The 17,995-nt window shown below is 46.8% G+C and carries 18 protein-coding genes; 7 read left to right on the forward strand and 11 right to left on the reverse strand.

Features of this window, described 5'->3' with window-relative positions:
* The first annotated feature begins 17 nt into the window (after positions 1 to 17).
* Positions 18 to 980, forward strand: a complete 963-nt coding sequence (locus tag F7D20_RS00685; protein WP_158462357.1) for an acetylornithine carbamoyltransferase — start codon at positions 18 to 20, stop codon at positions 978 to 980.
* Positions 981 to 1,202: 222 nt separating this feature from the next.
* Here F7D20_RS00685 and F7D20_RS00690 read toward each other — a convergent pair whose 3' ends face one another.
* The 5 genes from F7D20_RS00690 to rpmH all read right to left on the reverse strand — a co-directional run bounded on the left by F7D20_RS00690 (position 1,203) and on the right by rpmH (position 5,512).
* On the reverse strand, positions 1,203 to 2,354 hold the full coding sequence (locus tag F7D20_RS00690) for a 1-acyl-sn-glycerol-3-phosphate acyltransferase (RefSeq protein ID WP_158462358.1): 1,152 nt from the start codon (positions 2,352 to 2,354) through the stop codon (positions 1,203 to 1,205).
* A 12-nt stretch (positions 2,355 to 2,366) separates the two neighbouring features.
* Positions 2,367 to 3,362, reverse strand: coding sequence for a D-alanine--D-alanine ligase (locus F7D20_RS00695; RefSeq protein WP_022252425.1), 996 nt, complete (start codon positions 3,360 to 3,362; stop codon positions 2,367 to 2,369).
* 21 nt (positions 3,363 to 3,383) lie between these two features.
* A complete protein-coding gene (locus F7D20_RS00700) occupies positions 3,384 to 4,475 on the reverse strand; it encodes an RluA family pseudouridine synthase (RefSeq protein WP_158462359.1) in 1,092 nt (363 codons plus the stop codon).
* Between the two features lie 6 nt (positions 4,476 to 4,481).
* Complete coding sequence (locus F7D20_RS00705; RefSeq protein WP_158462360.1) at positions 4,482 to 5,219, reverse strand: PASTA domain-containing protein; 738 nt, start codon at positions 5,217 to 5,219, stop codon at positions 4,482 to 4,484.
* A 137-nt stretch (positions 5,220 to 5,356) separates the two neighbouring features.
* Entirely contained in the window at positions 5,357 to 5,512 is a 156-nt protein-coding gene (rpmH, locus tag F7D20_RS00710; protein ID WP_004351099.1) for a 50S ribosomal protein L34, read from the reverse strand.
* Between the two features lie 219 nt (positions 5,513 to 5,731).
* On the opposite strand from rpmH, the gene efp reads away from it, so the two are divergent.
* From efp to F7D20_RS00735, 5 genes are all read left to right on the forward strand, one after another.
* The gene (efp, locus tag F7D20_RS00715) at positions 5,732 to 6,298 is read left to right on the forward strand and encodes an elongation factor P (RefSeq protein WP_022252428.1); all 567 of its coding nucleotides are present in this window, start codon (positions 5,732 to 5,734) and stop codon (positions 6,296 to 6,298) included.
* A 42-nt stretch (positions 6,299 to 6,340) separates the two neighbouring features.
* Positions 6,341 to 7,399, forward strand: coding sequence for a glycosyltransferase (locus F7D20_RS00720; protein WP_158462361.1), 1,059 nt, complete (start codon positions 6,341 to 6,343; stop codon positions 7,397 to 7,399).
* Between the two features lie 118 nt (positions 7,400 to 7,517).
* Positions 7,518 to 8,207 carry a RadC family protein gene (gene radC / locus F7D20_RS00725; protein ID WP_158462362.1) on the forward strand — a complete coding sequence of 230 codons (690 nt, stop codon included), beginning with the start codon at positions 7,518 to 7,520 and terminating at the stop codon, positions 8,205 to 8,207.
* 171 nt (positions 8,208 to 8,378) lie between these two features.
* Complete coding sequence (locus F7D20_RS00730; protein WP_022252431.1) at positions 8,379 to 8,699, forward strand: metal-sulfur cluster assembly factor; 321 nt, start codon at positions 8,379 to 8,381, stop codon at positions 8,697 to 8,699.
* Positions 8,700 to 8,746: 47 nt separating this feature from the next.
* Positions 8,747 to 9,511 carry a UDP-2,3-diacylglucosamine diphosphatase gene (locus tag F7D20_RS00735; protein WP_158462363.1) on the forward strand — a complete coding sequence of 255 codons (765 nt, stop codon included), beginning with the start codon at positions 8,747 to 8,749 and terminating at the stop codon, positions 9,509 to 9,511.
* Between the two features lie 185 nt (positions 9,512 to 9,696).
* Here the strand turns inward: F7D20_RS00735 and F7D20_RS00740 are convergent, their stop codons facing one another.
* The 6 genes from F7D20_RS00740 to folP form a co-directional block, all read right to left on the reverse strand.
* Positions 9,697 to 10,851, reverse strand: a complete 1,155-nt coding sequence (locus F7D20_RS00740; protein ID WP_158462364.1) for a GH116 family glycosyl hydrolase — start codon at positions 10,849 to 10,851, stop codon at positions 9,697 to 9,699.
* Positions 10,852 to 10,927: 76 nt separating this feature from the next.
* A complete protein-coding gene (locus tag F7D20_RS00745) occupies positions 10,928 to 11,974 on the reverse strand; it encodes a sugar kinase (RefSeq protein ID WP_158462365.1) in 1,047 nt (348 codons plus the stop codon).
* Positions 11,975 to 12,131: 157 nt separating this feature from the next.
* Entirely contained in the window at positions 12,132 to 13,328 is a 1,197-nt protein-coding gene (locus F7D20_RS00750) for an acetate kinase (protein WP_158462366.1), read from the reverse strand.
* Between the two features lie 87 nt (positions 13,329 to 13,415).
* On the reverse strand, positions 13,416 to 14,462 hold the full coding sequence (pta, locus tag F7D20_RS00755) for a phosphate acetyltransferase (RefSeq protein ID WP_158462367.1): 1,047 nt from the start codon (positions 14,460 to 14,462) through the stop codon (positions 13,416 to 13,418).
* A 206-nt stretch (positions 14,463 to 14,668) separates the two neighbouring features.
* Positions 14,669 to 15,439, reverse strand: a complete 771-nt coding sequence (gene cdaA / locus F7D20_RS00760) for a diadenylate cyclase CdaA (RefSeq protein WP_022252993.1) — start codon at positions 15,437 to 15,439, stop codon at positions 14,669 to 14,671.
* A gap of 58 nt (positions 15,440 to 15,497) precedes the next feature.
* Positions 15,498 to 16,340 carry a dihydropteroate synthase gene (gene folP / locus F7D20_RS00765; protein ID WP_158462368.1) on the reverse strand — a complete coding sequence of 281 codons (843 nt, stop codon included), beginning with the start codon at positions 16,338 to 16,340 and terminating at the stop codon, positions 15,498 to 15,500.
* A 213-nt stretch (positions 16,341 to 16,553) separates the two neighbouring features.
* Between folP and F7D20_RS00770 the strand changes: the two genes are divergently transcribed.
* Positions 16,554 to 17,855 carry a UDP-N-acetylmuramoyl-tripeptide--D-alanyl-D-alanine ligase gene (locus tag F7D20_RS00770; protein ID WP_158462369.1) on the forward strand — a complete coding sequence of 434 codons (1,302 nt, stop codon included), beginning with the start codon at positions 16,554 to 16,556 and terminating at the stop codon, positions 17,853 to 17,855.
* Positions 17,856 to 17,995: the final 140 nt, after the last annotated feature.

Here is a 17,995-nt window from a genome sequence, read left to right on the forward strand (position 1 = left end):
ATAAAAAACAAATAACAATGAAAACATTCTTTCATGTTGAAGACCTTGGCGATTTGAAAGCAGCGCTCGCCGAGGCACAGGAAGTAAAGGCAAACCGTTTCGGTTATCAAGAATTAGGCAAGAACAAAACCTTGCTGATGATATTTTTCAACAACAGTCTTCGTACCCGCCTGAGTACACAGAAGGCAGCCATGAACTTGGGCATGAACGTCATCGTACTCGACGTAAATGCTGGTGCCTGGAAGTTGGAGACAGAGCGTGGAGTTATCATGGACGGCGACAAGAGCGAGCACCTTTTAGAGGCCATCCCTGTGATGGGAAGTTTCTGCGACCTGATTGGTATTCGCAGTTTTGCCGGACTAAAAGACCGCGACTACGATTATGCCGAGACCATCGTCAATCAGTTTGTGAAGTACAGCGGACGTCCCGTCTTCGCCATGGAGACAGCAACCGTCCATCCTCTTCAGGCATTTGCCGACCTCATCACCATCGAGGAGCACAAGAAGGTGGCACGTCCTAAGGTGGTTCTTACCTGGGCTCCTCATTGCCGTGCTTTGCCTCAGGCTGTGCCCAACTCATTCGCACAGTGGATGAATGCAGCCGACGTCGACTTCGTAGTTACTCATCCAGAAGGTTATGAGCTCGACCCTAAGTTTGTGGGCAATGCCAAGGTGGAGTACGACCAGAAGAAGGCGCTGGAAGGTGCTGACTTCGTTTATGCCAAGAACTGGAGCTGTCCAGGCGTGAAGGATCCAGCACAATATGGTGAGATATTGAGCAAGGACATGAGCTGGACCATCGACGAGGAGCACATGAGCTGGACCAACAACGGATGCTTCATGCACTGTCTGCCAGTACGCCGAGGACTGATTGTCACCGATGATGTCATCGAAAGCAAGAACAGCCTGGTAATACCAGAGGCTGCCAACCGTGAAATTTCTGCCGAGGTAGTCATCAAACGTATGCTGGAATCACTGTAAACACCCTCGGAAGTAGGTATTATGACATAAAAGCAAGATTTTTACACTATATTCCTTGACTTTTAGGATTAAGCATTTGTGGCACAAAATCCTTTCATCCAAAAAACAAAAGTACTTGCGATGAGCAACGCAAGTACTTAAAATAACAAACGCAAGTACTTTCAACAGGCAATGAAAGTACTTGCGTTTTTCCATATCGTATCACGACTAACGTCTATGCATTCAGTCTTTACTTAAAAGATAATTGCGCACAGGGTTGGCGTACATGGTGAGCATACGCTCACGGAGGAAAGCCTCATCCTTGTTGGGCAAATCAATCTTCTGCAACTGACCGGCAATATACTGCTCGAAGGTTGCCTTCTCTGCCTCGGTATACTTGTCGGCATGAGCGGAAGTTTCCTCTAAGAGATCGAGTGCCACATAGTTGCCCGGATAGAGCATGTAGTTGGCATGAATCTGCTTGTCGATATACGTAGCCACCTTATTATATATATCCTGCTTGGGAGTCTCAGGATCCATCTGCGCAAGATAGCCGTCGAGACATGGGGCTGCATGATAGTGCACATGACCTTTAAAGCCAAAGATACCAGTCTGCATGCTCACCAGGTCGTCGGTAGGTCCTTTCTTCCATTCGGCATTGTCGCGCTTCTGCTGAAACTCCTTAGCCTTAAGATAGTCGCAAGGATCGTACTCATAGCTGATAGCCAGTGGTACAAGGTGCAACTGTTTCAGACGATCTATAATGCTACCTTCACCTCCCATCGACATCATCTGAAGGATTGACTTCTGTGTGCGGTCGTTACTGTCCTTGGCGCGTCCCTCACGCTGAGCTATCCAGATATTCTCGTTCTTCTCCTTGACGGCAAAGTGCATATAGTCGGAAAGTCGTTTGCTCGACATGAGCATCTGACGCATGGAGAGTGCACGCTCTACGATGAAAGCCTTATTCACACGTACCAAGTCCTTGACCCAAGGCAACGACAAGAGGTTGTCGCCAATAGCTATCTCGCAAGTTGTGGTAAACTTGTTGTCCACCAGCAGCACGTCAAGGATGGCAGAGTCGAGCACAATATCTCGATGGTTGCTGATAAAGGTATAGCGCTTGGAAGAGTCGATGGCCGTACAGTCCATCTCGTAGCCTTTAGCAGCCTTCTTCAGCAGACCTTTTACAAAGTCGTAGGCAAAAGCCAACTGAAACTCCAAATTGGTTTTGCACGCCTTGAGTTTCTTGGAAATCATCTCGAAAGGCACCTGCGGATAGAGATAGGCAAGCACCTGCTTAAACTGTTCGTTGGCCAACAGGCGGTCGAACACCTCGGGCAAGTCTTCAGGCTCCCAAGGTCGAATGGCATCAAATTCTTGAGGGATCTTCATAACTATATGGTGTTAGAATTGATTCTCCACGATGTCGCTCAGTACATCCTTGATGTCGAGTCCGGCAGCACGTACCTGCTGAGGAATGAAGCTCGTCACGGTCATACCTGGAGTGGTATTGATCTCCAACATATTGACCACATCCTTGCCATCCTTGTCCTTGGTGATGATGTAGTCGATGCGGATGATTCCGTTGGCATGCAGAATGTCGTAAATGCGCGAAGTGGTCTTTGCCACCTCTTCTGCAGTCTCGGGTGAGAGACGGGCTGGTGTAATTTCCTGCACCTGACCGTTATATTTGGCATCATAGTCGAAGAACTCGTTGGTTGTCACCACCTCTGTGGCCGGAAGCACCACGCACTTATCCTTGGTCTTGTAGATGCCCTGCGAGATTTCCACGCCCTGCATATAGGCTTCTACCATAGCCTCTTCTGACTCCATGAACGCCAGACGAAGAGCAGGAGCCAACTGATCGCTCTCCTTTACCTTAGACACGCCGAAGCTGCTGCCATCGGCTGCTGGCTTCACAAAGCAAGGCATACCGATGCGCTTGGCTATAGCCTCCTCATCGTAAGCCTCGCCACGACGAAGCAAAATACTGTCGGCTACCTTTACGCCAAAGCCACGCAGATAGTTGTTGAGTACATACTTGTCGAAGGTCATTGCCTCCACCAGCACGCCACTGGTAGAATAAGGCATGTGAATCAGGTCGAAATAGCCTTGCATCACACCGTTCTCGCCTGGCTGACCATGGATGGTAATATAGGCATAGTCGAAGAACTCGCGCTTGCCGTCTTTGACAAACGAGAAATCATTCTTGTCGATCTCGGCTGTTGTGCCATCATCGAATGCCACATGCCAGTCGATACCCTTGACGTCTACTATATAAATATTGTAACGCTCTTTGTCGAAGAAAGAGTAGAGTCCCTGACCTGAGCGCAATGAAACGTCGTGCTCAGAAGAATCGCCACCACATACGATGGCTATCGTTCTTTTGTTGTTGTCCATTTTGTTATATTGATTATATCGTTATCTTTCTTGAAAAGTATCTTGTGTGGAGCCTGCTATGAAGTTTCTCCACTTCTCTATCAGTTGTCGGAAGTCATCGGGCCACTGACTGTCAAAGTCCATCTGTTTGCCTGTGGAAGGATGGACGAATCCCAATGTCTTGGCATGGAGAGCCTGACGTGGACAGAGCTTGAAACAGTTCTGGATGAATGCCTTATAGCTGCTGCTGCGCTGACCTCTCAGAATCTCGGCACCTCCATAGGTTGCATCCATGAAGAGCGGATGACCGATATGCTTCATGTGGGCACGTATCTGATGGGTACGGCCTGTCTCGAGAATGCATTGCACCAAGGTGGTGTAGCCGAAACGTTCCAGTACCTTATAATGGGTAACGGCTGTCTTGCCTATTCCACTATCCGGATCGAACACCTTCATACGAAGACGGTTCTTGGGGTCACGACCTATATTGCCTTCGATTCGTCCCTCGTCCTCTACGATGTTTCCCCATACCAGGGCATTATAGCTGCGATGGGTGGTCTTGTTGAAGAACTGTTTTCCCAGAGCCGTCTTGGCATCTGGTGTCTTTGCCACTACCAACAATCCGGAAGTATCCTTGTCAATACGATGAACCAGTCCCACCTCTGGATCGTTAGGGTCGAAATCCTTCACGTCTTTCATGTGCCATGCCACTGCATTGATGAGCGTACCGGTAAAGTTACCTGCACCAGGATGAACTACCATGCCAGCCTCCTTGTTGACCACCATCAGCGCATCGTCCTCGTACACAATATTCAGCGGAATATCCTCTGCCACAATACTGGTGTCGTGCTTGGGACGGTCGAGCATCAGGGTGATGACATCATTGGGGCGCACCTTATAGTTACTTTTCACGGGGTTCCCGTTGACATGAATAAACCCTGCATCGGCAGCATTCTGTATGCGGTTACGGCTCTGATAGGGATTCTTTTCGGAGAGGAACTTGTCTATACGCACAGGCGTCTGACCGGGGTCCACCTCTATCTTCCAATGCTCGTATAGCGTGCCGTCGCCAGCATCCACCACTTCCGGCTCGTCCAGCAATTCTATATCGTCGTTATAATTATCTTCTATCATATTCATTTACTCCACTACTTCGTTTTGATTGTGACTATGAGAATGAGATGACGCAGAGGGCTCGCCCGACTCTGTTCCCGGGACAACCTCGAAATTATCCACAGCCTCGTCTTCGGTCTCACCACTTCCTTCCAGTAGCTCATGGCTGCCACCCATGGGGTCAACCATCTCTACAGAATCGCCAGCATCACGTCTGCCGTTTCCTACCTGTATAATGAGTACATCGTCTATCGACACCTTGTCGCCAGCCACTACATGTCTGCCCTTTACCAAGATGCCGTACACCCAGTCTTCCTCACCAGGAATGTACTGTGGCGATCCCAACTTGAATCCCATAGCCGTAAGCTTGGCCATGGCTTCGCGCAAGGAACTGTTGTCGATAACATCAGGGATGGTGATAACAGGCGAATGAGCCGAGTTGATGGTGACATAGATTACATGGCCCGACTTCACCTTCTCGCCTGGCGCCGGACTCTGTTCCAGCACGCAGTCGGGAGGGAGGTTCTTCACATATCCAGTATCAGAAACCACCACCGGCAGACCGGCATCTTTGAGGATACGCTCTGCATCGGCAAAACTTTTATGCCTTACATCTGGAATGGAGATGGCTTCTCCATGGTGAGTATAAAAGTCGATACCAAACCTGACACCCACACACAGCAGAACCACCACCAATGCCATGGCAGCAAGGTTTCCCCACAGGTACTTACTCTTGAACTTATTTATAAACTCGGATGAAGTCATGTATTTAAATTTTGCACAAAGATAATGATTTCATACGAAACAAGGAAACAATCGGGTAAAAAAAACACAAAAAGCAGCAAAGATTTAGTCTATGCTGCTTTTAATGTCATCGTCATTCCAACGATTCTGCCAGGAAATTACTTTCCGTGGTGCTCGTCAGAAACAGTTAACTTCTTACGGCCATGAGCACGGCGAGAAGCCAATACGCGACGACCATTCTTTGTTGCCATACGCTCACGGAAACCATGCTTGTTCACGCGACGACGATTGTGAGGCTGAAATGTTCTTTTCATTTTTCTTATTTATTTTTTAATTAATATTCACTACAAAGAGAGCAAAATGCGCCCTTTTGGGCTGCAAAATTACGCAATATTTCTGAAATAACAAAGAAAACCTCCAAATTTAGCTTAAATATTTATGTTTTTTTCGATTTTTACTTTGCTTTTTCGTGTTTTTGCAGTAACTTTGCAGACGTTTTTGAGATTATTATATAAAAATTCAAACATAACAAAATGATTAATTCACAGGAAATTAAGATTGGTACTTGCATCCGTATGGATGGCAAGGTATGGGTTTGTATCGACTTTCAGCACAGAAAGCCAGGTAAGGGTAATACTGTTATGAACACCAAATTGAAGAATGTTGCCGACGGTCGTGTATTGGAGCGCACTTTCCAGGTTGGTTTCAAATTGGAAGATGTACGCGTAGAGCGTCGTCCTTATCAGTATCTCTACGAGGACGCTACTGGTTGCATCTTCATGAACCAGGAGACTTTCGAGCAGGTGCCAATCGCTAAGGAGAACGTTACTGGCGGTCAGTACATGAAGGAAGGTGATGTTGTAGAGGTTGTAACCGACACATCAGACGGCACTATCCTCTTGGCCGAAATGCCTGTTAAGACAACTCTGAAGATTACTCATTCTGAGCCAGGTATCAAGGGCAACACAGCTACCAACGCTACCAAGCCTGCTACACTTGAGTCGGGTGCTGAGATTCGCGTTCCTTTGTTCGTTAACGAAGGCGAGACTGTTCAGATCGATACCCGTGACGGCAGCTATCTCGGTCGTGTAAGCGAGTAATCCTTGGGGTTACACCTATTTTTATATAAAGACGATTATAGTATGAAGTATTCCATCATTGTCCCTGTATTCAATCGTCCTGACGAAGTTGACGAGCTTCTCAACAGTCTCGCCTCACAGGAGGAGAAAGATTTTGAGGTTGTTATCGTAGAGGACGGTTCGCAAACACCTTGCGAAGATGTTTGCAAGCGCTACGAGGACAAGATGGAGATACATTATTATTATAAACAAAACTCTGGTCCTGGGCAAAGCCGAAATTATGGAGCTGAAAGAGCATCTGGTGAATATCTACTGATTCTCGACAGCGATGTGGTTTTGCCATCAGGATATCTCAAGGCTGTAAGTGATGAGTTGAGCCGTGAGCCTGCCGATGCCTTTGGCGGACCCGACAAGGCACACTCATCATTTACAGACACTCAGAAAGCCATCTCTTACTCCATGACATCTTTCTTCACTACAGGCGGCATTCGCGGCGGAAAGAAGAAGATGGACAAGTTTTACCCACGTTCTTTCAACATGGGCATACGCAAGGAAGTATACCTGAAGTTGGAAGGTTTCTCTGCCATGCGCTTTGGTGAGGACATCGATTTCTCTATCCGCATCTTCAAGGCAGGCTGCAAGTGCCGGTTATTTCCTGAAGCATGGGTATGGCACAAACGACGCACAGACTTCCGCAAGTTCTGGCGACAAGTCTACAATAGCGGTATTGCCCGTATCAATCTCTATAAGAAATATCCCGAAAGTCTGAAGTTGGTACACCTGCTTCCTATGGTATTCACCCTGGGAGTTATAGGCACGTGTCTGTTGCTATTCTTTGCCGTCCTGCCCTATCTGCTCGGTACAGAGCACATCTTCCCCATCTTGGGGCAAGCCATCACCTTGTTGGGACTCATCGGTCTCGCATGCATCGCAATCTACTCTGTAGCGCTTTGCATCGACAGCACGCGAGAAAACAAAAGTCTGAAGATAGGTCTGCTCAGCATCCGAGCCGCCTTTACTCAGCTCTTAGGTTATGGATGTGGTTTCCTCTCTGCCTGGTGGAAGAGATGCGTATTGGACAAAAGCGAGTTCAGCGCCTACAACAAGACTTTCTATAAGTAAATATCAAGAATTCAAAGTAAGTATCAAGAATTCGAGAATTACAGAGTCAGTAAAAACGAAGGGGAAGCCAATCCTCATTTTTACTTCTCCATTCTAAAAACCTAAAAAAACACCACTTATGAGTGAGAAACTTTCTATATCCCAATGGGCAGAAGAAGACAAGCCGCGCGAGAAATTGGAGCGACTGGGAGCTTCAGCGCTTTCCAATGCCGAACTTCTTGCCATACTGATCGGTTCCGGATCGAGAGACGAGAGCGCTGTAGACCTTATGAAACGAATCATGAGCAACTGCGACAATAACCTGAACACATTAGGCAAGAAAACCATACGCGAACTGACCGAATACAAAGGCATGGGACCAGCCAAGGCTATCACCATCATGGCTGCTTGCGAACTGGGCAAACGACGCTCTGTTGAGAAATTGGGAATACGTCCTGACTTAGGTTCCTCATTGGCTGTGTACAACTATATGCTTCCTCGTATGCAAGACCTCGACGTGGAGGAAGCATGGGTTCTGATGATGAACCAGAATTTCAAACTCATCAAGGCTGAGCCTCTGTCACATGGAGGCATCACAGAGACAGCGGTAGACGTAAGGCTCATCATCAAGAAAGCTTTGCTCAACAACGCCACTATCATCGCCTTGTGCCACAACCATCCAAGCAACAACCCCACCCCAAGCAAGCAGGACGACCAGCTTACCCTCAATGTAAAGAAGGCATGCGATGTAATGCGCCTCTTCTTTATGGACCACATCATCGTAACCGATGGACATTACTATTCCTATCACGACAAGGGTAGACTATAGCTTTTTCATACGCCCCAGACCTTAAAGGAGTCTTTCGTACAAAATCTTTTCCCAACAAACTTTTCGCAGTCGGCGACAAAAATAAATCGTTTTATTTTGTATTGTCTTCGATTTGTCGTATCTTTGCATTATTGTTATACAAGATATAAAACAACATCAAGACAACAAGATATGACACAAGAAGAAAAAACAAAGATAGAAGAAAGAATCGTTGACGTGCTCAAAACCGTATACGACCCTGAAATTCCTGTCAACATCTGGGACTTGGGAATGATATACAAAATAGACGTGAAGGATGACGGCAACGTAGACCTCGACATGACGTTTACAGCACCCTCATGCCCTGCCGCCGACTTCATACTGGAAGACGTACGCACAAAGGTAGACAGTGTGGAGGGTGTCAAATCCACCAATGTCAACCTGGTGTTTGAACCGGCCTGGGACCAAAGCATGATGAGCGAAGAAGCCCGCGTAGAGTTAGGCTTCGAATAAGTTCCAGCTTACAACCTTTTTTTTTCAACCATCAAAAAGACATGGCTATGAAGAATGTATATTTTCTTTCGGATGCTCACCTTGGCTCGCTTGCCATTGAGCACGGACGCATGCAGGAAAGGCGCTTAGTGCGTTTCCTCGACAGCATCAAGAACAAAGCATCGGCAGTATATCTGCTGGGAGACATGTTCGACTTCTGGGATGAATACAAATATGTTGTACCCAAAGGCTACACCCGTTTCTTGGGAAAACTGTCTGAGTTGACAGATATGGGCGTAGAGGTACACTTCTTCACAGGAAACCATGACCTATGGACTTACGGCTACCTGGAAGAAGAGTGCGGCGTGACTTTACACCGCAGGGCTACTACAACTGAGATCTATGGCAAGGTCTTCTTCCTTGCTCATGGTGACGGTCTGGGCGACCCAGACCATAAGTTCAAGTTGCTTCGCAAGATGTTCCACAACCGCACCTGTCAGATATTGCTCAACGCCATACATCCACGCTGGGGAATGGCATTGGGACTCAACTGGGCCAAACACAGCCGACTGAAGAGAAAGGATGGTAAGGAGATGCCTTATCTCGGCGAGAACAAGGAATACTTGGTAAAATATGCCAAGCAATACATGCAGCATCACACCAATATCGACTATTTTATGTTCGGTCATCGCCACATAGAGCTCGACCTGATGCTGAGCAAGAAAACACGCCTGATGATATTGGGCGATTGGATATGGCAGTTCACCTATGCCATATTCGATGGTGAACACATGTTTATGGAAGAATATGTAGAAGGAGAAAGTCAGCCATAAGGCTGACTTTCCTTTGTATATGATGTATGTAGTTTATTCTTTTTTTACCCTTTTATCTTTTTACTATTGATAGCGGCTATTTGTTTTCTTTCTTATCTATAATCAGTCTATTGCCTTTCTGAACCACAGAGAGACAATTGAATACATTCAAATATCAGAACACAGATTGTAAAAGTGATTAGTTCTTAGGTCGTTTTAGAAGATGGAGACTGAGTTAATGTGACACCAACCTCATCGCCTGCATCTATCCAGAGACGATATTGGTTCTTACCGATAAACTTTTCTATCTCTCCCCGGCTTGCTTTGGGAGGAAGGGAGGAAGAGAAATACAAATAGCCACTTCCCGATGACGCCTGAATGCGTATCAAGTCAGCATTTCTATAAACCGAGATCTCACCATTTGGTAAAGGAACCTTTCCCTCTATAAACTCCAAACCTCCCAATTCGGGACGTATCTCGAACTCCTCATAGCCTGGTTTCACAGGCTTGACACCCAAGAAATACCTGCCAAAAAGATAGAGGAAACAAATACCCCAGGCATAACACAGTTTCTCATCGACCTCAGCCTTTGGCGATGACAGTTGGGCCTTGAGGAGACTACTATTCCATTGCTTCCTGATTCGCTCAAGTACCTGCGACAGGTTACCCAACGAGCAAAGGGCAGCCAACTCATAGAACTGCATAAAAGGCGATGTGAAAGGCTTGACGGAAGGATTGTTGATAACAGTCGATGCCACCTCCTGCTTCTGAGCTTCGGTAAAGTAATCGAAGAAAATAGCAAAGACATTGGAGTGACGGGTAATAAGCCTGCTACGTCGTCCATCGACAACACGATGAACCAAAGCCTGTCGTTTCTCGTTCCAGAAAAAAGGCAGAATCTGCTTACGCAGACGGGTGAAATGTGCGAAATAACGTTCCTCATCGGCTTTCCTTCCCAACAAATGGGCACACTGCGCCATATCTTCCAAACTCTTGCAGTAGAGGATTTGCTCGAAAGACCGCAAGCCTCTCCTATCTCTATTCTCAGGCAACCAGTCGACAAAGACTTGATCGTCTGACTTTATCTGAATCATCCCATTGGAGTCGGTATGAGAAAGACAATAGTTTATAAACTTTCGCATACGAGGATAAGCCTTACGTACACAGCGCTCGTTGCTCGTGTATAGATAATGTTCATATATGCTTAGAAACCAATAAAAGGTATGGTCGGCCATGGAGTCCGCATGGGCTGTGACAGGATCTTGACCGGGATGCTGCCATACTGAGCGCTCACACACTCTCCATATTTCATTAAAGGTTTCGTCACTGCATCTGAAAGCAGGTTTGTTTGTTGATATCATCACCTTAAATAGATTAGTTTTGTTTGTTTCGTAGATTGTTTCCGATGTGTTTTCAAGTTATTCAAGTCGGAGAGGGTTATCTCTGTATGCGCCCGCCCGACGATGTCATGTTGACTATAATCTCTTCTTCGCTTACCAGATTCTGGTCGCCAGGCACCGTGTTCTTCAGTGCACTTGCTGAGAGCGAGAAATCGAGACATTTCTGATTGCCATTTGACCACTTGAGGTTGGCATGCAGATAAGCAGCAATGAAAGCATCGCCTACTCCCATAGGATCTATGATGGGCTGTATGTCGTAAATCTTTGTGGTGTAAAGGGTGTCTGTCTGTGTGTCATAGAGCACACCAGTAAGGGTGTGATGACTGCTGGCTATCTGGTTTCTTACAGCCATTACCATTTTCTTGCACTTAGGGAAGAACTGGTGCATACGGCGGAAATAAGCAAGATAAGCCTCTCTGTCCATCTCGTAATCAGCATCCAAAGCCTCGAAAGGTATATGCCTCTCGCCACTGGCTACCTCCCACTCGTTCTGATCGCCGAAGATAATGTCGCTATACTGCATCATGCGATAGAGCACATCGCGAGGCTGGAGTCCATAGCCCCAGAGATTCTTACGATAATTGATATCACAAGAGATGGTGAGTCCTTTCTTTACTGCCAGTTCGATGGCGTCCATCGTTGTTTCCATGGCATCGCGGCTGATGGCACAGGTAATTCCTGAGCAGTGGAAGATGCCTGCATCTTCAAGCACCTTGTCCCATTTGATCATTCCGCGCTTGAGAGTATAGAAAGAAGAGTCCTTGCGGTCGTACACAACACGGGAGTTGCGCATGGCCACAGCTTCCTCGAAATAGTAGGTACCAAGACGGTCGCCTCCTTTTACTACATGAGAAACATTGAGATTATATTCGCGAAGATGCATAAGAGCTGCATCACCCAAAGGACCATAAGGCACACGGGTAACATACTCCACATTATCGCCCATAAAGGCTAAGGACACCGCAGCGTTAGCTTCACTGCCACCATAGTTTCCTTCAAAATTGCGTCCCTGAAACAAGCGTTGGTAACCAGGTTTGGAAAGCCTGATCATAATTTCGCCGAATGTAACAATCTTTGTTTTCATGTTGATAGAATTTTATATATTAAAAAAGGTGCGTAAGGGAATAGAGTAAAAGTGCAGAAATAAAGCGAAAAGAGTGAAGAGAGAAGGATTCAAATCCATTGTTGCCTACAGGCTGTATGATTCTTCACTCTTCGTTCTTCACTCTTTACTTATATTCTTACTTTACCAATTCCATTGTATCGCGGGCGATAACAATTTCCTCGTCGGTAGGAACTACTACTACCTTCACCTTACTGTCGTCGGTAGAAATAATTGCCTCCTTGCCGTGGATGGTATCGTTGACTTCCTTGTTGATCTTGATGCCCAAGAACTCGAGGCCCTTGCAAGATTCCTCACGAAGGTCGGTCTGGTTCTCACCTACACCTGCTGTAAATACGATGGCATCTACACCACCCATAGCAGCAGCGTAAGCACCAATGTACTTCTTGATGCGATACTCGTACATGCGGAGTGCCAGAAGTGCTTTCTCGTTGCCCTCGTTGGCAGCCTTCTCTATATCACGCATATCCGAAGAAATGCCTGTGATACCGAGCACACCACTCTTCTTGTTCAGGAAGTCGGCCATCTCCTGTGGCTTCATGTTCAACTTCTCCATTAAGTATGTAACAGCAGAAGCATCAATGTCACCACAACGTGAACCCATCATCAGACCAGCCAATGGAGTCAAGCCCATAGAAGTATCCATTACCTTGCCATTCAATACAGCAGCGATAGAACCACCATTACCAATGTGGCAAGTGATGATCTTAGAATTGTTCTGATCGAGACCAAGAATCTCGCATACACGCTTGGATACATAACGGTGTGATGTACCATGGAAACCATAGCGACGAACGTGATACTTCTCGTACAACTCGTAAGGAATGGCATAAAGATAAGCGTAGTCTGGCATGGTACTATGGAATGCGTTGTCAAAGACACATACCTGAGGAGTACCAGGCATCAAAGCATCTACGGCACGGATACCTTTGAGGTGACCTGCGTTATGAACAGGAGCGAGGTCACAAAGTTCCTCAATTCCGTCCTCTACACTCTTGTCTACGACAACACTCTCATTGAACTTGTCACCACCCTGTACGACACGGTGTCCAACAGCATCGATTTCCTTCAGGTCCTTGATGGCACCAATCTCTGGATCAAGCAAGCACTTGAATACAAAATTGACGCCCTCTTTATGATCGGGCATGTCGTGCATAATCTGCTTTTTCTCGCCGTTTGGCAATGTCACCTTGATGAATGCGTTGTCGAGACCGATACGCTCTACACCACCCTGAGCCAAAACTGACTCATCATCCATGTTATATAACTTGTACTTGATAGATGAACTACCACAGTTCAGAACCAATACTTTCATTGTAATGTTTACTTTTTAATGTTTAATATTTATTTGAAGAACGAAGGGCTTCGGATTCTTTACTCTTCGTTCTTCACTCTTCACTTATTAAGCCTTCTTTGCATCCTGTGCCTGGCAAGCAGTGATAGCTACCATATAGTAGATATCGTCTACTGAACAACCACGAGAAAGGTCGTTTACTGGACGTGCGATACCCTGAAGGATAGGACCAATGGCAATAGCACCGCCCAAACGCTGAACGAGCTTATAACCGATGTTACCAACCTCGAGGTTAGGAACTACCAATACATTAGCCTTACCAGCTACATCAGAACCAGGAGCCTTCTTGGCTGCTACCTCAGGAACGAGGGCTGCATCAGCCTGAAGCTCACCATCGAGATGAAGCTCTGGGAACTTCTCCTTGGCAATAGCTACGGCATCCTTCACCTTATCTATAATATATACGCTCTTACCAGTCTCCTTGTTGATGGCATCCTTGGCGCTGCCCTTGGTTGAGAAGCTCAACATGGCAATCTGAGGATCAGCAATACCAGCTACTGACTGAGCTGTATGAGCTGTTGTATAGGCAATCTGAGCAAGCTGGTCTGCTGTAGGGTTTGGAGTTACAGCAACGTCACCCATTACCACTACGCCATCCTGACCATACTGCTTCTGGTCTGAGATGAGCAACATGGCACCACTGACACAGGTAATACCTGGAGAGCACTTGATTATCTGAAGAGCAGGACGCAAGGTGTCACCAGTTGTACTCAATGCACCTGAAATCTGACCATCAGCACCCTCGGTCTTGATAATCATACAACCGAGATAGAGGTTGTTCTTGGTTACGAGCTCACGGGCCTGCTCTACTGTCATGCCCTTCTTCTTGCGAAGTTCAGCGAGCTTCTCTGCATACTCCTCAGCCTTAGGATTGTTTTCTGGATCAACAATAGTAGCCTTGTCGATATTATTAAGACCCCACTGTGCTGCAAGGTTCTTAATGTTGGCAGGGTTACCGATGAGGATGATGTCTGCAATGTCATCAGCCAAAACTTTATCGGCTGCTTTCAATGTACGCTCCTCTTCTGCTTCAGGGAGCACGATGCGCTGCTTGTCTGCTTTAGCGCGAGCTACAATTTGCTGTAATAAGTCCATTTTATTTTTATAGTTTAAATATTTGTTGTCATTAGTAGATTTGTCGGTATGTTAGGCTGGCTCATTTAGAAATTCGTCTTTTTGCCATATCGACTTTGCAAAAGTACATATTTTCTTTTAAATAACCCTTATTAAATTGTGTAAAAAAAGCTAAAACCGAAGATATTCTGTAGCGTAAAGGTTTACGTGCTTCACTCTTCACACAATTACATCATCTCTTGAGTCAAAATACTCTCCAGTTCTTCTGCAGAAAGGCGCAACCGGAACTCACCCTTAATGGCTACACTGATGCGGCCGGTTTCTTCCGACACGATGACAGCTATGGCATCACTGCTCTGAGAAATACCAAGGGCAGCACGGTGGCGCAACCCCAACTCCTTAGGAATATCAAGGTTATGGCTTACAGGAAGTATACAGCCCGCCGACATGATGCGCTTGTTAGAGATAACCATGGCACCATCGTGAAGAGGCGAGTTCTTGAAGAATATGTTTTCGATGAGGCGCTGATTGATTTTCGCGTCTATCTCCTCGCCAGTATCCATGATGTCTTTCAGCGGCACGCCACGTTCGATAACGAGCAAGGCTCCCACGTATTTCTTCGACATACTCATACAGGCCATCACGATGGGCATGATGGTCTCCTTGTCGACCTCACGGGCATCGTCCTTATTGGAACGGAAGAAGCGCACAAACCTGCGCATGCCTTTCTGAGAGCCTATCTCATAAAGGAACCTACGGATGTCTTCCTGAAAGATGACGATGAGGGCAATGACTCCCACACTCACCAACTTGTCGAGAATAGATCCCAACAGACGCATTTCCAACACCTGACTCACAAAAAGCCAGATTAGCACAAAGAGCATGATGCCCACAAAGATATTGAGGGAGCGCGACTCCTTCATCAAGCGATAGACATAGAAGAGCAACGAGGCTACCAAGAATATGTCGAGCGCATCTTTTATTCCAAATTCAATCATACATTGGTTTTGTTTTGACGTTTAATGAAGTTTGACGGAAAGTCCAACATCCCCGACTTCACCCCTTCTTGTTCATGGCTTCCACGATTTTCACTGCCTCTACGGCTTCCTTCACATCGTGAACACGCAGAATAGAAGTTCCCTTCATCAGGGCTACTGTATCGAGCACCGACGTGCCGTTGAGCGAGGTTGTGGCATCACCTCCCAGCAACTTATATATCATACTCTTACGGGATATGCCTACGAGGACGGGCAGTTCCATGACGTTCAGCTTCTCCATCTCTGCAAAAATCTGATAGTTCTGAGCAAGGTCCTTACCAAATCCAAAGCCCGGGTCGAGAATGATATCCTTGGCTCCTAAGTCACGAAGTTGCTGCACCTCGCGTGCAAAGCCCTTCATCATCATGGAAAGCGTGGGCTGCACAGACATTAATATATAAGGTACCTTCAGCTCGCCCACCACACGAAACATCTCCGGACATTCAGTCTCTTGCCGCTGCAAGGGCACATTGGCTATACCGGTAATACCACCTTCTGACACATCATTGATGATATCGGCCCCCCATTCCTCTATGCACTTGCGTGCCAAGGTTGGGCGATAAGTATCTACCGAAATGGCTACATCGGGTTGCTCACGACGTACTATATCGAGAGCAAATTTCAGGCGGCGCCCTTCCTCTTCTTCCGACACCTCATCGGCACCAGGGCGTGTAGAGAAGGCTCCCACATCGATGATGCTTCCACCTTCTGCGATTATCTGGTTGGCCCTGTTGGCTATTTCCCCTTCTGTCTGCTTGCGACTGCCAGAATAGAAACTGTCAGGAGTGACATTCAGAATACCCATCACCTGTGGCGTACTCAAATCCATCAGGCGACCTTTAATATTTATTGTATATTCCATCGAGGTTATTTCTTTCCCTTTGTTCTTTCTTATTAAGCTCTACCGCCCAACACCCCAAGCACATTCATAATCCTATGCGCAAAGAGGACTTCGACAGTAGAATATCTCTGCAAAAATAGAAAGAATTATCGAGAAAACGTGCTTTTTTAAGAAAATTGTTTGATATGTCCACGATTTAAAGTACTTTTGCAGTCAAAACAATAGTTATAAACTATGGATATTTCAGAACTCTATCAGATTTACCAAAAGCACCCGGTGATTACCACCGACAGCCGCGACTGTCCTGAGGGCAGTATCTTCCTGGCTTTAAAGGGTGCCTCGTTCGACGGCAACAAGTTTGCCGCCATGGCCTTGGAGAAAGGCTGTGCCTATGCAATAGTAGACGAAAAAGAGTATGCCCAGGAGGGCAATGAGCGATTCATCCTCGTAGAGGATTGTCTCACCACCTTCAAGGAACTGGCCCGTGAGCATCGTCGCCACTTCAATATTCCTGTAGTGGGAATCACGGGAACCAATGGTAAGACCACGACCAAGGAACTGGTTTCTGCCGTGCTCGGTGAGAAATACAACGTGATGTTCACACAGGGCAACTTCAACAATGACGTGGGCGTACCTAAGACACTCTTCCGTCTTGCCCCAGAGCACGAGATTGCCGTCGTAGAAATGGGGGCTTCCCATCCTGGCGACATCAAAAAACTCGTAGAATATGTAGAACCTACCTGCGGCATGATTACCAACGTAGGCCGTGCCCACCTGCAGGGCTTCGGCAGTTTTGAGGGAGTAAAGAAGACCAAGGGCGAACTTTACGACTTCCTTGCTGCCAGCGATGCTTTGGTATTCATCAATGCCGACAATGAGCATCTGATGGAGATGGCAGACCAGCGCAACATCAACCGACTCATCACCTACGGCAAGGAAGACAGCTGCGATGTTTGGGGCGAGGTTATCTCTTGCGCTCCTTTTCTGAAGTTCCGCTGGCGCACCGAGAGTTTCGACTGGCATGAGGTTCAGACTCATCTCATCGGCTCTTACAATATCGACAACATGCTTGCCGCCATCACCATCGGTCTTCATTTCGACGTGAAGCCTCAACAGATAGATCATGCTCTGGGAAATTATATTCCAAGCAACAACCGTTCGCAGTTGGAGGAGACGGCGCACAACAAACTGGTGGTGGATGCCTACAATGCCAACCCATCCAGTATGGCTGCTGCCATCGAGAATTTCCGCGTGATGGACGTACCTAACAAAATGGCAATTCTCGGACAGATGGGCGAACTTGGCGAGGTAAGTCACGAGGAGCACAAGAAGGTAGTTGATCAACTACAGGCTGCCGGCTTGGAGAATGTCTGGCTGGTAGGTGACGAGTTCCAGAATATCCCTTGTCAGTACCGCAAGTTCCATGATGTAGAAGAGGTAAAGGCTGCCATCAAGGAAGCACAGCCTCACGACCACTACATCCTCATCAAGGGCAGCAACAGCGTGAAGCTCTTCCTGCTGCCGGAGTTGTTGTAAAAATAGCCCTCATCTATTAGTCGACAAAAAGCCCGGCAGGAAAAAACTTCCAGCCGGGCTTTATTGTTTTTATGATTGATGTTACTACCCCAGTTCGGGATAAGAATAGTTCATAAAAAAGTTGGTAGTCTCACAAATAT

The sequence above is a fragment of the Segatella copri genome (assembly GCF_009495355.1).
In the GTDB taxonomy this organism is placed as follows: domain Bacteria; phylum Bacteroidota; class Bacteroidia; order Bacteroidales; family Bacteroidaceae; genus Prevotella.